We start from the raw sequence: 14,610 nt of genomic DNA on the forward strand, positions 1-14,610 counted from the left end.
GAAGGAGATAATCGCATTCAGGCTTATTGCTTCCGAATGACGCTGACTGACCATCCAGACAATCGAATACCATTTGCCAAACCTGAGAATTACAAGGAGCTGGATTATGAATTACTTTTTCGTAATTATGAAGCGGCAGATGGTCCTATAGAAGGGATGTATTCGTATGGTGATCCCTTGGTACCTTGGATAAATTCAGCAATGCCCAACCGAAAAACTGACACGAACAATCAAAAGGGGTTTTCAACGGATTTTATAGGTCAAAACTGGGACTATCCCGAAGCTTCCTATGAAGAACGTGAAGAAATTGTAGAGCGCCATCGACACTATCAGCAAGGTCTCATGTGGACTTTAGCTTATCATCCCCGTATTCCAGCTAAAGTAAGAGAGAAGGTGTCCCAGTGGGGAACTTGCAAAGATGAATATGAGCGTGAAGACGGCTGGCAGCAACAGCTGTACATTAGGGAAGCTAGACGCATGATCAGTGACTATGTAATGACTCAAAAAAACTGCGAAGGAATGGAGGTGGTGAGTGATCCAATTGGAATGGCAGCCTATGGGATGGATTCCCATCATGTGAAGCGTTATGTGAATTCCGATGGGTTTGTATCCAATGAGGGCAATGTAGAGGCTCATGTAAAGGCTCCTTTTCCAATTAGTTATCGCTCTATTGTTCCGAAAAAAGAGGAATGTACTAACCTACTGGTTCCAGTCTCCCTTAGTGCATCGCATATTGCATTTGGATCAATTCGTATGGAGCCTGTTTTTATGGTTCTTGGTCAAAGTTCGGCAGTAATTGCCAGTATGGCGGTTGATGAAATTAAGCCGGTTCAAAATATAGATTATACCAAGATTAGAGAGGAATTGATCCGTTTAGGTCAAATTTTGGAATGATAAATACTGAAAGTTGAACACGCTTTTCGGTTCCTGTTAAGTCCCTAAACATGCCACAGTATATTTGGACATTAGGGAATCGCCTTGGTACTATCGCTTTAATTGACATGGAGTAATTCTCTGCTTCTGTGAAAAGAGAAAATGTCTAATTGAAAAATGAGTTGATAAAGAATGAAAAAAGCCGGTGAGAGTCGGCTTTTTCGGTTTGGCGATTTTAAGTTGGCTGTACGTTTTTTTATACTATTCCAATTCGTAATTGCACTGAAAGATCAAAACACCTCTTAAAACCAATTAAAATTTTGAATGTGAGCCTTTATGCTTAACTTTGAAAAATTATATTTTAAGAAGATTTTGTCACAAATACAAATTAGATATGAGTTATATAGATCTGGGGATCTTTGTCGCCTACATGCTGGCTATGCTGGGAGTGGGGTATTTTTACATGAAGAAGAACTCAGGTCAGGAGGATTACTATGTGGGCGGAAGGAATATCGGCCATTGGCATATCGGGCTTTCGGTTGTAGCGACTGACGTAGGAGGAGGTTTCTCCATTGGGCTTGGTGGCTTGGGATTTGTGATGGGAATGTCTGGTTCCTGGATGCTTTTTACAGGACTTTTGGGCGCTTGGCTCGCAGCAGTAGTATTGATTCCACGAGTAAAGTCCGACCCAGCATTTGCTAAGTTTTTTACCTTTCCACAGATCATCGGTCATCTATACAATTCCACCACCGCCAAAGTTGCAGCCGTAATCTGCTTTCTCGGATATCTTGGTTTTACTTCCTCACAATTATTGGCAGGTGCCAAGCTCGCTTCAGGAACTTTCGAAGAGCTTGATCTTTCCTATGCGCTTTTGATCATGGGTGCAGTTGCGGTTGTGTATACCGTGATGGGTGGACTGAAGGCTGTTATTTATACCGATACGATACAATGGATTGTTTTGATGGCAGGTTTGATGTTTATCGGAATCCCTATTTCTTACAATTATGTAGGTGGCTGGGATGGTATTCAGAGCACTTTGCCCCAGGAGTTTTTCTCATTTACTAATTTGACTTGGCAGGATCTTGCGAATTGGGGGATCACGATTATCCCGATTTGGTTTGTGGGTATGACGCTTTATCAGCGGATTTTTGCCGCGCGTGATGTAAAGTCTGCAAAGAAGGCTTGGTTTATCGCCGGACTATTTGAATGGCCTATTATGGCACTTTTAGGGGTTTCTTTGGGTTTACTATCCAGAGTAGCCGTAGAGCAGGGTGCATTGGAGGGGTTTACCACCGCGATGGATCCGGAAATGGGGCTTCCGGTTTTGCTGAGCCAGATCTTACCAGCTGGTATTTTAGGATTGATGATGTCAGCCTATTTTTCAGCAGTGCTTTCTACGGCAGATTCCTGTCTGATGGCAGCCTCGGGAAACCTGACTACCGACATTCTTGGAAAATATTACACTTCAAAATCTCTTAAAGAAGAGATGAAAATCTCCCAGTTGCTCACTTTGGCAATTGGAATAGTAGCAATTATTATTGCTTGGCAGATGACGGAAGTTTTGAGTTTGATGCTATATTCCTATGCTTTTATGGTTTCTGGGCTTTTAGTGCCGGTGCTGGCAGGTTTGTTTTTCAATCAGACCAGTGCAAAAGCAGCCACTGCATCTATGATTACGGGAGGTTCCTTGACTGCAGGTTTGATTATAACCGAAGTGGCACTTCCTTTTGGCTTAGATTCCAATTTATTTGGGCTCACGCTCTCTTTGCTGACGTTTTTGTCAGTGATTTATTTCGAAAAAAATAACAGTTCAAAGTTAAAATCTATATGATCAAACTAGAAACTCTATCTACTATTGATAATGCGACTTATTTACAAAAAAATGAGATCGCAGATTTCCTTTTTGTCCACCTCGGTCAATATGGTGATCCAAAGGAAGATATTATGAAGTGTCTGGACTATGCCTTAGACCAAAGTCTACATGCCGGTGGTTTTGTAGTAATGGCGAGGGAGAATGATAAAATCCTAGGTGCACTTATCATGAATAAAACAGGTATGTCGGGTTATATTCCTGAAAATATCCTGGTTTATATTGCCGTAGATGCAGCCCAAAGAGGTAAAGGAATAGGCGGAAAAATCATGGATATGGCTATTAAAATGGCTAATGGCTCTATCGCTTTGCACGTGGAACCAGACAATCCTGCGAAGAAATTGTATGAAAGAATCGGCTTTACAAACAAGTACCTTGAAATGAGGTTGACTAAGTGAAATGGCTTACCTGACATTAAATAGAGCTAAGCTCAAAGAGAACTTTGAGTTTCTCAAAAAGACCTTTGCAAAAAGCGACATCTCCTGGGGTGTCGTATCCAAATTGCTTTGTGGTAACAAACTTTTTCTCCAGGAACTAATAGATCTTGGTGTAAAGGAGGTTCACGATAGCAGGATAGGTAATCTGGAAATTGCCAAAGGACTAGATCCCAATCTACAGACTGTTTACATCAAGCCTGTATCCAAAAGATACGTGCGTAAAATGGTTCAGTTTGCTGACGTCAGTTTGAATAGTGAGTTGGAAACTATCCGTTGGATCAGTCAGGAAGCCGTGAAGCAGGATAAGAAACACAAGATTATCATCATGGTGGAGACGGGAGATCTTCGCGAAGGAGTAATGGGTGAGCGATTAGTGGAATTTTATTCCCAAATCTTCCACCTTCCAAACATTGAAATCATAGGCTTAGGGACGAATTTGAATTGCCTAAATGGGGTAATGCCATCCACCGATAAGCTCATACAGCTGTCACTCTACAAGCAGATTATTGAGCTAAAATTCAACAAGAAAATACCTTGGGTTTCTGCTGGTACATCAGTCACCATTCCATTGATGCTGACTCACCAATTACCGAAAGGAATCAATCATTTCAGGGTAGGAGAGACCTTATATTTTGGTCTTGATTTGTTTGAGGAAAAAGTCATCGAGGGAATGAACGGGGATGTTTTTGAACTGCATGCGGAAATCATTGAAATGCAGGAAAAGCCGCTTTTACCCGTTGGTAATCTGGCAGCTAACCCACAAGGAGAGACTGCTGAGATAGATGAAACGCTGTATGGACAAAGTTCTTTTAGAGCAATCATCGATATAGGTTTGCTGGATGTAGATCCAAAATACCTAATTCCTGCTGATGGGAATTACGAGATTTTGGGAGGTAGTTCTGATATGTTAATTATCAATTTGGGCGAAAACCCGCAGGGGTATAAAGTTGGTGATACCTTGAATTTCGATATGAAGTATATGGGTGCACTTAGCCTGCTAAATTCGGATTACATAGACAAGAAAGTTATCTAGAAATTGGTTCTGAAAAATCATTTGGCATGGTCGTGGGAATACAGTTGGGAAAACCAACCAGTATTTGACTATGAAAAAGTAGTGTTATTTATCGCCCTTGGACTAGGAATGGTCCAACTTTCTCAAGCACAATCCTCAGAAAAGCAGGTGGATTTGGAGTTCGAGGTGGAGCCAGCCTTTTCAATTTTAGCGGGGATGATGTTTCCGAAAATGATTACACCAATCGTGTAGGGTTCCATGTAGGTGGATACACAATGTTATTTATGACGGATCGTCTAGCTCTTGAGCCAGGTGTGTATTACTCTGTGAAAGGAACTCAAAATGATGACTTTGCAGATAGTCGCGCAATTTTAGGCTATGTGGATGTTCCGGTTCTATTTAGATTATATCCTGCGGAAGGATTTAATATTTTCGCAGGTCCTCAGATTTCATTTTTGCTTAATTCAAAATTTGAGGGTGATTTCTTTGGGAACACGATTTCCTATGACTCTGATGCGATCAAAGAAACAGACTTTGGAGTAGCGATGGGTGTAGGATATAATCTACCCAAAGGATTTAATGTACAGGCATCTTATGATTTGGGGTTAACTCCGATTTTCAAGGATAGTGATGCAGATGTGTACAACAGAGGATTCAAATTATCCGCTGGCTATACTTTCTAAGGAATAATTTAGTAATGTAAAATGCCTCCGACTTTAAATCGGAGGCATTTTTTTTGGTGATTTTTAACCGAAAAGATCAAAAAGGGGACGTAGAGTTCGCAGCTTTGGAATAGGAAATGTTCAGTGCGGTCGGTGTGAGAGAAGTGCTACTTCTCCTCCGTCCGATTTGCCGTCGATGAATTTTCTGTCTTATACTAAGAAGATAGAAAAGCATTTAAAAATTTTTATAGTCAACGGGTTCCCTGCATCTGCCATAGTTTATCGGGCTTCCTTCATCCCATTCATCCAATCCTTGATCAGCTGAACACCTTCTTTGTGGACAGTCGTTCTACCAAGTTCAGGCATTGCGATCCCAACTTCCGTGGAATTCATACGATGGGTAATAATGGATTCATCTGCCTTGCCTGGAACGATGTCAAAATCAAATGTTCCTGCGCCATTGCCCGCAGCAACGGGGATTTTATTAATTCCAAGTTTTCTTGGATCCGTTTGATCGTAAGTAAGAAAAAGCCCAGAGGTACTGGCAGGGCCTTCTGCGCTGTGACAATGTGAGCAATTAATATCCAAATATGCCATTGCCCTGTCATTCAGAGGAAGGTTTTTGTCCTCGTAATTGATCATGGCAGGATGAGCGTTCTTCCCCTCAAAACCTTCTAGTTTTCCCAGTTCTGTCCAATGAGCGAGTTGATTTGACTCTCCTGAAGTGTATTCCATCTCATTATTTAGATGCTGAACTTTTACGCCAATTGGAGCCAGAGTCTCATTCTTATTGTGGCATGTTTTACACTGGTTCTTGTTAGGAACGATGTAATTGATTACCTGGTCTTTCCCTGTAGCATCGGTGAATGAAACCTCCATTTGTCCTCCTACTACTTTTAGGATTGCTTCCGTCTGACTTTCATTCCAGATGTATGGATAGGCTACCCAACCATTCTTTTCATTGATAAGTAACCTGGTCTTTACAATAATTCTTCGGATACCTTCAGGTTTTCTGAAGTCTACTGGATAATAAAAATTCTTGATTAAAATGGTGCCTTTTGGAAAATCAAACTCATTTGAGGTCAAAGTGGCTTTTTCTCCCTCCGGAAAGAAAATATAGCGACTTTTGAGTGCGTAGTCAGTAAAAAGCGAAGAGGCAGGTTTGTAAGGAAGCACGTCTTTTATTGGAGATAACTCATTTAACTCTCCTGTAAAGAATCCGTAGGTCGAAAGCCTTCCATAGGGGTAATTCCCATCTGCCAATTCTTTTTCGGGCACAGGATCTTCGTTATTGATTTTGGGCTCGGTTTTGCAGGCAACCATGAAAATCGTGATCGCTAGGAAAAGGTGGACTCCCCAGAAAATGGAACTACTTCTCATTACATTTCAGCTAAAGAGGCAACATTGGTTTTTACTGGAGCAGAGCAATTTTGAAATGGGGTCACATCTGCAAAAGCTTTGATATTATGCGTCTCCTTCGCTAAGATCAAACCTAGTGAAAAGAAGGTCATTCATATTTTTCTCTGACAGACATATGTTCATAGGATTGGTGGAGATATCCTTGCTGATCGACTCATCCCAAATGCCATCGTAAATAATGTCCTGTGTTTTGGCTTTGCCATGGGCATTATAGATACTAATCAACTGCCCAAGTTCCCTGCTTAGATCTGGGAAACCTTTTGTACGGTCATATTCATTGTCATGAATGTAAATGTCGCTGGTAAAAGGTGACCAGTTTGGGGCTTCGCTTGGGAAACCAGTGATTTGATAGCTGGCAATAGCCACCCCCGTAGTCTTGTTGCGAAGGATGCGGTTATTGTATATTTCCACTTCTTTTGCTGCCAAAAGAATAACGCCAGATCCGGGAGGAATCATCGTTACGGTATTGCCATTTGCTCCTTCACCAGTGGCAGTCGCAAAGTTTTCATGGTTGTTTTCGATGATGTCGTTGTCGTAGATTTTTGTTTTAACTCCATCTGCTTTTGGCAAGCCTGGAAGGTTGAAAACCAGAATTCCGCCAGCATTATCACGTGCTACATTTCCAAAAACCTCTGCATTGTCACAGTTTTCGATTTCTATTCCAGCCACATTTCCGAAGGCAAGAGAGTTCTTTACAACGATATTTTCAGACTGACCTACATAGATTCCTGCATCCCGGGAGTGAGAAGCGATTACCTCGTCTATCATCACGTTCTTGCATTGCACTGGATAGATCGCGTATGTACCGTTTTTGGACTTATCGCCGTTTGTCCAAGTGACGTTGATCCGACGAAAAGTAATTCCATCTGTATGCTGCACTTTGACTCCATCACCAGGCGCATCCTCTACTGTGAGATCTTGGATTGTGATATTATTTCCAACTAGCTTGATGCCTTCACCTCCCGTAGTAAGGTTTTTAAAGGAGAGAACTGTTTCCATCAGCCCAGCTCCTTTGATTGTGATATTTGACTTATTGTCAATAATCAGCTGAGTATTTAACTCATAGAATCCGCAGGGATCTCAATCGTCGCCCCATCCTCAGCCATGATAAAATCTTCAATGACTTTTTCCGTTTGCTCCTGAGTCATTCTAGGAAGTTCAGAACTGTCAAAAGTCTGTTCATTAGAAGAGCTGCTGCAGCTAAATCCAATAATAGTAATGCTAACAAGTGCGAGGTATCCAAGTAGTTTCATGGGACGTTAATTGATTGAAATAATTCCTTCAAAGCTAAGGACATGGGGAAGCTTATGCCTTGACTTTTGTCAAAAAATAGAATTATGACTTGTTAATAATCAATAAAGCAATCAAATAATGCTTGTGCCACAGGAATTGACCATGATTATTCGTTTATCGAAGCACTGCTTTAGTAATCTGAGAACTACTGTTAAATGCGTAAGCTTTGTATGAATTTTTGGTAGTTCTAAAATTCTTCGTCAATCAATTCCTTATTACAAGCTGCACCAGCCATGGTTCCAGATGATACCGCAAATGCCACTGATCTGAACATGTTGGTATTGTCTCCACAAGCAAAAACTCCTGGAACAGTCGTTTTTTGAAGCTGGTCTACTTCCAAATATCCATTGCTTTTCAGGTCACAGCCAAGGGATGCAAGGATTGAAGAATTTTGTTCAAAATCGGGTTTGGCATATAATGCTTTCACGGAAACTAAGCTCCCATCTGCCAATTTGATACATTGAATTTGCCCTTCCTGATGCTGGATTTCTTCAATTTCGGTATCGAGGATTTTGACATTTTTGGACTCAAGTGAAGATTTTTGTTCTTTGGTGAGCGTAGATTTTCCGTTGGTGAACAATGTCAAATCTTTGGTCCAATTGGTTATCATTTTACCAAACTCAAAACCGAATTCTCCATTTGCCAAAATACCCGTGCATTGGTTTCTAACTTCATATCCATGGCAGTATGGACAATGGATGACAGAAATGCCCCAACATGCTTCTAAACCTGGGATTGGCGGAAGAATGTCTTTTATTCCACTAGCGAAAATCAGCTTTTTACCTTCAAATAGTTCTCCTTTTCCGGTTTTGATTTCAAAACCTGAATGAGTCTTTTTTCCCTCGACTGCCATTCCATCAAGAAAAGTTACGGTATCATATTTTGCTACCTGATCTTTACCTATAATTGAGATTTCGGCGGAGTACTTCCATCCTGTGTTAAAAAATTATGGGAGTGAGGAGTTTGGCGATTGCACGGTTTGCCCGCGTCGATGACCAAAACTTTTCGGAGAGATCTGCCTAGTGTCATAGCAGCAGAAAGACCTGAATAACTTCCACCTATAATTATTACATCGAATGTGCTCATTCCGCTTGAAAAGTTGTTGTATGGGCAAAGGTAAAAAAAGCTTTCATTTATGCAATAATGTTGCATAAATTAAAGCTTAAAATTTATTTATAAAACCCTGTCTTTCTTATGGATTCGTTGACCAGAACTCCACGTTTTTCACCAAAGCTCTTTTTGGAAGTTTCAAATGTGAAATGAGCAAATCTGCGAAATCTTCGGGTTGCAATACCTTGTCCGGATTCCCATCTGTCAGGTTATTGTCCATAGCTAGGTCAGTAGCTATGGTACTTGGGCTCATGCTGAATACACGGATGTCTGATTTTCTGACTTCCATCATCAATGATTCTGTCAATCCGTTCAACCCAAATTTGGAAGCACTGTATGCACTTGTCATCGCATTTCCTTTTTGCCCAGCAGTAGAGGATACGTTAACTATATCACCGGATTTTCTCTCAAGCATTCCTGGAAGAACTTCGTGGATCACATAATAAACCCCGAATAGATTCACCTTAACGATATTTTCCCATTCGCTTACTTCCAGATCTAGGAATTTCCCAAACTTGCCAGTTCCGGCGTTATTCACCAAAATATCAGGAACTCCAACTTCTGAGATCAGTGATGCAATAGCGGTTTTGATGCTAGAAAAATCTGACTGATCAGCGACAGCAATCGCAACTTTCAATGAGGAGTCGATTGAGGCGACTTCTTCCTTAACCTGTAATAAATCTGATTCTGTCACTGGATAATATCGCCAGATGAACTCCTTCATTTGCCAGCGCCAAAGCAATTGCTTTTCCTAATCCTTTTCCTGCGCCAGTGATCAGCGCTACTTTTCCTTGTAGTGATTGCATGGTTTTGTGTTAATCAATATAAGATACAAAAACAGCTGGCAGGGATTTGAGTTCAGCGGGAGGGATATTTCTTTTTACAATCTTAAAATGTTCGAGTTATTTCTTCTCAAACATCTCTTCCGTATAATCCAGCAATTCCGTCCCACCAATTTTGCCATGCCCTGGAATCACAATAATAATTTCCGGAAAAGTTGATTTAACTTTTAGCACTGTGGCTGACCATTTGCCGACGTTAGCATCTTCTAAATTGCCATTTCCGGCTCCTAGCGCTTTGATCATACAGCCTCCGAAAAGCACCTTGTCGGAAGGAACATAGGACACAAAATTGTCTTTGGTGTGCCCTTCCCCCAGAAATTGATTTATCACGTTAATTTTTCCAGCTTGAAGATTAAGTCTCTTTTTGAAACCAATTTGAGGAAGCGGATATCCTGCATTTTTTGCCAATGCTATGGTTTGGTCAGAGGCATAGGATGGGATTTTTCTGGAGTGAAACTCGTCCAGCCCTCCCAAGCAATCCCAATGGAAATGTGTAGCAACTACTCCCTTGACTACTGTTTTCTGATCGTTTTCAAGCCAGTTAATCAATTCTAAACTTGCTTCCTCATTGGCTGGCGTGTCAAAAACCAGTGCTTCCCCTTCATTGATAACGATCATCCCATTGCAGGCCACTTTTCCAAAATCATCGGTATTTAGGTAGCTAATATGAACAAAGGTGTTTGGGCTGATCTGTTCGATTTGTAGAGTCTCGGATTTGTAGACAAAAGAGTTTTCTTGGGCAAAAAGAACTGAGATCCGGAAAAACAATAGGAAGAAAAAGACAAAGGATTTCATTGATTGAAAGCAATAAGTGAAAGTAAATGACATGTTTATTCAAAACAAAATCCCAGCCTATTTTCATAAACTGGGATTGGTAGAGCCTATTTCATTAAATATTATTTTCTCAGCGTTTCCAAATAACTAACCAAGTCCACCAGTTCAGTTTCTGATAGTGGAAATTTAGGCATCAGTGATTCTTCCAACTGGGTGACACTCTCGATATCCACCAGCTTGTAAATCTTCTGCTCGGCTGATCCTACCAATTTCACTACTAGATCATTTTCTGTTTTAGAATTGATGATGCAGGTAAACTCTGTTCCGTCTTTCATTTTAACAAGTTGAGTTTCATATCCAAAACCCATTCCTTCGGATGGATTGATGATGGCATTAAATAGCCCTTCTTTGGATAATTTATCTCCAATTTCGGATAGGCCTGGTCCAAAATCAATTCCTTTGTCGGCAATTTTATGACAGGCCAGACAATAAGTGTCTGCAATGAGCAGTCCTTTTTCTACGTCTCCTTGTTGAGCTAGAAGCTTCGGCAAATCAACCGTTGCGTTTGAAGATGATTCTCCAAATTTCTCATTGGCTTCGGCCCGGATAGTTCCATTCCAAGAAGATAGAAGGATTTTCTGCGCTATAGGAAGCACATCAGCTGGGATCTTATCCGCTTTTGCCAATTCTAATAAATACGGCTCAGAATTATACCCTTTTGCAGCTTCCATCGCAGCAGTCCTCATATCCAAAGAGTGAGATTCATTGAGATAAACTTCGGCCAAGAGTTTTGCCATTTCCTCATTATCTATTACTCCAAATTTCTCAATCGAAGCCACCGCTTTTTTTTCAGAAGGATTAGCAAAGTACTTCTCTATTTCTCCCATTCCATACAAGGCAGCAAAACTATTTGCCGCCATTTGGGAATGCTGACTATTCTCAGACTGGTAGATTAGCTTTTCCAACCTGACTTTTTGATCTCTCAACTGATATTTGCTTACGATATCTAAAAAATCCCGGTCATCTGCGATACTTCCGGCAGTATTTTTTGCAAGAGTGAGAATCTCTCGATCTGGCGAAGCTGGGTCAAAAGTAATCTGTCTAAGGATAATGAGTTGATCCTCTTCAGGAGCATTTGCTAAGAGTGATTTAAGGGTTTTGTTTTTGGCCTCAGTTGACTGAAAATCAAGTGATCGATAAAAAGATTGATTGTTACGGCCAAAAACAAAACCCTTAAATCACTCTTAGCAAATGCTCCTGAAGAGGATCAACTAGTTATCCTTAGACAGATTTCTTTTTGACCCAGCTTCGCCAGAATGAAAAGTGGCTCCTTGCGAAAAAAATACTCCGGAGGTCTCGCAGATGACCGGGATTTTTTAGATATCGTAAGCAAATATCAGTTGGATCAAAAAGTCAGGTTGCAAAAACTTAATGTACCCAGTCTGAGAATAGTCAGCATTTCCAATGAGCAGCAGAAATAGTTTTGCTGCCTTGTATGGAATGGGAGAAATAGAGAAGTACTTTGCTAATCCTTCTGAAAAAAAAGCGGTGGGCTTCGATTGAGAATTTGGAGTAATAGATAATGAGGAAATGGCAAAACTCTTGGCCAAGTTTATCTCAATGAATCTCACTCTTTGGATATGAGGACTGCTGCGATGGAAGCTGCAAAAGGGTATAATTCTGGCCATTATTTATTAGAATTGGCAAAAGCGGATAAGATCCCAGCTGATGTGCTTCCTATAGCGCAGAAAATCCTTCTATCTTCTTGGAATGGAATTATCCGCAGCCAATGAGAAATTTGGAGAATCATCTTCAAACGCAACGGTTGATTTGCCGAAGCTTCTAGCTCAACAAGGAGACGTAGAAAAAGGACTGCTCATTGCAGACACTTATTGTCTGGCCTGTCATAAAATTGCCGACAAAGGAATTGATTGACAGGCCTATCCAAAGGAGATAAATTATCCAAAGAAGGGCTATTTAATGCCATCATCAATCCATCCGAAGGAATGGGTTTTGGATATGAAACTCAACTTGTTTAAAATGAAAGACGGAACAGAGTTTACCTGCATCATCAATTCTAGAAACAGAAAATGATCTAGTAGTGGAAATTGGTAGGATCAGCCGAGCAGAAGATTTACAAGCTGGTGAATCAAGAGTGTCACCCAGTTGGAAGAATCACTGATGCCTAAATTTCCAGTTCTATTGAAAAAACTGAACTGGTGGACTTGGTTAGTTATTTGGAAACGCTGAGAAAATAATATTTAATGAAATAGGCTCTACCAATCCCAGTTTATGAAAATAGGCTGGGATTTTGTTTTGAATAAACATGTCATTTACTTTCACTTATTGCTTTCAAATCAATGAAATCCTTTGTCTTTTTCTTCCTATTGTTTTTCCGGATCTCGCTTTTGCCCAAGAAAACTCTTTTGTCTACAAATCCGAGACTCTACAAATCGAACAGATCAAACACCTTTGTTCATATTAGCTACCTAAATACCGATGATTTTGGAGAAGTTGCCTGCAATGGGATGATCGTTATCAATGAAGACACTGGTTTTTGACACGCCAGCCAATGAGCATTTTTAGAATTGATTAACTGGCTTGAAAACGATCAGAAAACAGCAGTCAAGGAGATGAGTCTACACATTTCCATTGGGATTGCTTGGGAAGACAACAAGTTTCACTCCAGAAAAATCCCATCCTATGCCTCTGCAACCATAGCATTGGCAAAAAATGCAGGATATCCGCTTCCTGCAATTCATTTCAAAGAGACAAAGTTAACGTGATAAATCAATTTCTCAGGGGAAGGGCACACCAAAAACAATTTTGTGTCCTATGTTCCTTCCGACAAGGTGCTTTTCGGAGGCTGTAGATCAAAGCGCTAGGAGCCGGAAATGGCAATTTAGAAGAATGCTAACGTCGGCAAATGGTCAGCCACAGTGCTAAAAGTTAAATCAACTTTTCCGGAAATTATTATTGTAATTTCCAGGGCATGGCAAAATTGGTAGGAATTGCTGGATTATACGGAAGAGATGTTTAGAAGGAGATAACTCGAACATTTAGGTTCCTAAAAAGAAATATCCCTCCCGCTGAACTCGAATCCTGCACTGTTTTCTGTCTTATATTGATTAACACAAAACCATGCAATCACTACAAGGAAAAGATGACGCTGATCAGCTGGCGCAGGAAAAGGATTAGGAAAAGCAATTGTTTTGGCGCTGGCAAATGAAGGAGTTCATCTGATTATCCAGAGCATCAGAAACACAGGTTAAGGAAGAAGTCGCCTCAATCGACTCCTCATTGAAAGTTGCGATTGCTGTCGCTGATCGGTCAGATTTTTCTAGCATCAAACCATCTGCATCACTGATCTCAGAATTAGAAGTCCCTGATATTTTGGTGAATAACGCCGGAACTGGCAAGTTTGGGAAATTCCTAGATTCCAAATATCGTTAACTTATTTCGGGGTTTATTATGTGATCCACGAAGTTCTTTTTAGGAATGCTTAAATCCGGTGATATAGTTAACGTATCCTCTACTGCTGGGCAAAAAGGAAATGCGATGACAAGTGCATACATGCTTCCAAATTTGGGTTGAACGGATTGACAGAATCATTGATGATGGAAGTCAGAAAATCAGACATCCGTGTATTCAGCATCAGCCCAAGTACCATAGCTACTGACCTAGTTATGGACAATAACCTGACAGATGGGAATCCGGACAAGGTATTGCAACCCGAAGATTTCGCGGATTTTCTCATTTCACATTTGAAACTTCCAAAAAGAGCTTTGGTGAAAAACGTGGAGTTCTGGTCAACGAATCCATAAGAAAGACAGGGTTTTATAAATAAATTTTAAGCTTTAATTTATGCAACATTATTGCATAAATGAAAGCTTTTTTACCTTACCATCAACAACTTTTCAAGCGGAATGTAATAATTATAGTTATTCAGGTCTTTCTGCTGCAGATGACACTAGGCAGATCTCTCCGAAAAGTTTTGGTCATCGACGCGGGCAAACCGTGCAATCGCCAAACTCCTCACTCCCATAATTTTTTAACACAGGATGGAAGTACTCCCGCCGAAATCTCAATTATAGGTAAAGATCAGGTAGCAAAATATGATACCGTAACTTTTCTTGATGGAATGGCAGTCGAGGGAAAAAACTCCGTTCAGGTTTTGAAATCAAAACCGGAAAAGGAGAACTATTTGAAGGTAAAAAGCTGATTTTCGCTAGTGGAATAAAAGAGGACCCGCCAATCCCAGGTTTAGAAGCATGTTGGGGCATTTTCTGTCATCCATTGCTCCTGCTGCCATGGATAT

19 protein-coding genes are annotated in these 14,610 nt (G+C 40.6%); 10 read left to right on the forward strand and 9 right to left on the reverse strand.

Annotated elements, in window-relative coordinates; translation table 11 throughout:
• The first annotated feature begins 15 nt into the window (after nt 1-15).
• From AC0L6R_RS22495 to AC0L6R_RS22520, 6 genes are all read left to right on the forward strand, one after another.
• Nucleotides 16-894, forward strand: coding sequence for an FAD-dependent oxidoreductase (locus AC0L6R_RS22495; protein WP_473273249.1), 879 nt, complete (start codon nt 16-18; stop codon nt 892-894).
• Nucleotides 895-1,267: 373 nt separating this feature from the next.
• Entirely contained in the window at nt 1,268-2,704 is a 1,437-nt protein-coding gene (locus AC0L6R_RS22500; protein ID WP_473273233.1) for a sodium:solute symporter family protein, read from the forward strand.
• Entirely contained in the window at nt 2,701-3,141 is a 441-nt protein-coding gene (locus tag AC0L6R_RS22505; protein WP_283413761.1) for a GNAT family N-acetyltransferase, read from the forward strand. The genes AC0L6R_RS22500 and AC0L6R_RS22505 overlap by 4 nt, the downstream gene beginning before the upstream one ends.
• A gap of 1 nt (nt 3,142) precedes the next feature.
• Nucleotides 3,143-4,213 carry an alanine racemase gene (locus AC0L6R_RS22510; protein ID WP_283413762.1) on the forward strand — a complete coding sequence of 357 codons (1,071 nt, stop codon included), beginning with the start codon at nt 3,143-3,145 and terminating at the stop codon, nt 4,211-4,213.
• A 3-nt stretch (nt 4,214-4,216) separates the two neighbouring features.
• On the forward strand, nt 4,217-4,444 hold the full coding sequence (locus tag AC0L6R_RS22515) for a hypothetical protein (protein ID WP_473273234.1): 228 nt from the start codon (nt 4,217-4,219) through the stop codon (nt 4,442-4,444).
• Nucleotides 4,345-4,875, forward strand: a complete 531-nt coding sequence (locus AC0L6R_RS22520) for a porin family protein (RefSeq protein ID WP_473273250.1) — start codon at nt 4,345-4,347, stop codon at nt 4,873-4,875. Before AC0L6R_RS22515 ends, AC0L6R_RS22520 begins: the two co-directional genes overlap by 100 nt.
• Before the next feature lie 258 nt (nt 4,876-5,133).
• Here the strand turns inward: AC0L6R_RS22520 and AC0L6R_RS22525 are convergent, their stop codons facing one another.
• From AC0L6R_RS22525 to AC0L6R_RS22560, 8 genes are all read right to left on the reverse strand, one after another.
• Nucleotides 5,134-6,234, reverse strand: a complete 1,101-nt coding sequence (locus tag AC0L6R_RS22525; protein WP_473273235.1) for an SO2930 family diheme c-type cytochrome — start codon at nt 6,232-6,234, stop codon at nt 5,134-5,136.
• 84 nt (nt 6,235-6,318) lie between these two features.
• Entirely contained in the window at nt 6,319-7,320 is a 1,002-nt protein-coding gene (locus AC0L6R_RS22530) for a parallel beta-helix domain-containing protein (protein WP_473273251.1), read from the reverse strand.
• Between the two features lie 8 nt (nt 7,321-7,328).
• Nucleotides 7,329-7,526 (reverse strand): hypothetical protein, encoded by a 198-nt coding sequence (locus AC0L6R_RS22535; protein WP_473273236.1) that lies wholly within the window; start codon nt 7,524-7,526, stop codon nt 7,329-7,331.
• Between the two features lie 227 nt (nt 7,527-7,753).
• Entirely contained in the window at nt 7,754-8,419 is a 666-nt protein-coding gene (locus AC0L6R_RS22540; RefSeq protein ID WP_473273237.1) for an NAD(P)/FAD-dependent oxidoreductase, read from the reverse strand.
• 339 nt (nt 8,420-8,758) lie between these two features.
• Entirely contained in the window at nt 8,759-9,313 is a 555-nt protein-coding gene (locus AC0L6R_RS22545; protein WP_473273238.1) for an SDR family NAD(P)-dependent oxidoreductase, read from the reverse strand.
• Nucleotides 9,314-9,341: 28 nt separating this feature from the next.
• A complete protein-coding gene (locus tag AC0L6R_RS22550) occupies nt 9,342-9,482 on the reverse strand; it encodes an SDR family NAD(P)-dependent oxidoreductase (protein ID WP_473273239.1) in 141 nt (46 codons plus the stop codon).
• 96 nt (nt 9,483-9,578) lie between these two features.
• A complete protein-coding gene (gene bla / locus AC0L6R_RS22555; protein ID WP_473273240.1) occupies nt 9,579-10,313 on the reverse strand; it encodes a subclass B1 metallo-beta-lactamase in 735 nt (244 codons plus the stop codon).
• A 101-nt stretch (nt 10,314-10,414) separates the two neighbouring features.
• Nucleotides 10,415-11,257: a hypothetical protein gene (locus AC0L6R_RS22560; RefSeq protein WP_473273241.1), complete on the reverse strand. Its 843-nt coding sequence runs from the start codon at nt 11,255-11,257 to the stop codon at nt 10,415-10,417.
• An 805-nt stretch (nt 11,258-12,062) separates the two neighbouring features.
• Between AC0L6R_RS22560 and AC0L6R_RS22565 the strand changes: the two genes are divergently transcribed.
• Nucleotides 12,063-12,227 carry a hypothetical protein gene (locus tag AC0L6R_RS22565; protein WP_473273242.1) on the forward strand — a complete coding sequence of 55 codons (165 nt, stop codon included), beginning with the start codon at nt 12,063-12,065 and terminating at the stop codon, nt 12,225-12,227.
• A 653-nt stretch (nt 12,228-12,880) separates the two neighbouring features.
• Nucleotides 12,881-13,078 (forward strand): hypothetical protein, encoded by a 198-nt coding sequence (locus tag AC0L6R_RS22570; protein WP_473273243.1) that lies wholly within the window; start codon nt 12,881-12,883, stop codon nt 13,076-13,078.
• A 408-nt stretch (nt 13,079-13,486) separates the two neighbouring features.
• Here the strand turns inward: AC0L6R_RS22570 and AC0L6R_RS22575 are convergent, their stop codons facing one another.
• A complete protein-coding gene (locus AC0L6R_RS22575) occupies nt 13,487-13,735 on the reverse strand; it encodes a hypothetical protein (protein ID WP_473273244.1) in 249 nt (82 codons plus the stop codon).
• A 126-nt stretch (nt 13,736-13,861) separates the two neighbouring features.
• Here AC0L6R_RS22575 and AC0L6R_RS22580 point away from each other — a divergent pair, with 126 nt between their 5' ends.
• Entirely contained in the window at nt 13,862-14,116 is a 255-nt protein-coding gene (locus tag AC0L6R_RS22580; protein ID WP_473273252.1) for an SDR family NAD(P)-dependent oxidoreductase, read from the forward strand.
• Between the two features lie 59 nt (nt 14,117-14,175).
• Entirely contained in the window at nt 14,176-14,514 is a 339-nt protein-coding gene (locus AC0L6R_RS22585) for a hypothetical protein (protein WP_473273245.1), read from the forward strand.
• Nucleotides 14,515-14,610: the final 96 nt, after the last annotated feature.

The organism is Algoriphagus sp. 10J20-15, assembly GCF_055809615.1.

What these genes read in the sequence shown, in the direction of transcription:
- AC0L6R_RS22500 (WP_473273233.1), top strand. Translation starts at nt 1,268, where the DNA reads ATGAGTTATATAGATCTGGGGATCTTTGTCGCCTACATGCTGGCTATG.
- AC0L6R_RS22505 (WP_283413761.1), top strand. Translation starts at nt 2,701, where the DNA reads ATGATCAAACTAGAAACTCTATCTACTATTGATAATGCGACTTATTTA.
- AC0L6R_RS22510 (WP_283413762.1), top strand. Translation starts at nt 3,143, where the DNA reads ATGGCTTACCTGACATTAAATAGAGCTAAGCTCAAAGAGAACTTTGAG.
- AC0L6R_RS22525 (WP_473273235.1), bottom strand. Translation starts at nt 6,234, where the DNA reads ATGAGAAGTAGTTCCATTTTCTGGGGAGTCCACCTTTTCCTAGCGATC.
- AC0L6R_RS22535 (WP_473273236.1), bottom strand. Translation starts at nt 7,526, where the DNA reads ATGAAACTACTTGGATACCTCGCACTTGTTAGCATTACTATTATTGGA.
- AC0L6R_RS22540 (WP_473273237.1), bottom strand. Translation starts at nt 8,419, where the DNA reads ATGGCAGTCGAGGGAAAAAAGACTCATTCAGGTTTTGAAATCAAAACC.
- AC0L6R_RS22550 (WP_473273239.1), bottom strand. Translation starts at nt 9,482, where the DNA reads ATGCAATCACTACAAGGAAAAGTAGCGCTGATCACTGGCGCAGGAAAA.
- bla (WP_473273240.1), bottom strand. Translation starts at nt 10,313, where the DNA reads ATGAAATCCTTTGTCTTTTTCTTCCTATTGTTTTTCCGGATCTCAGTT.
- AC0L6R_RS22565 (WP_473273242.1), top strand. Translation starts at nt 12,063, where the DNA reads ATGGAATTATCCGCAGCCAATGAGAAATTTGGAGAATCATCTTCAAAC.
- AC0L6R_RS22585 (WP_473273245.1), top strand. Translation starts at nt 14,176, where the DNA reads ATGAAAGCTTTTTTACCTTACCATCAACAACTTTTCAAGCGGAATGTA.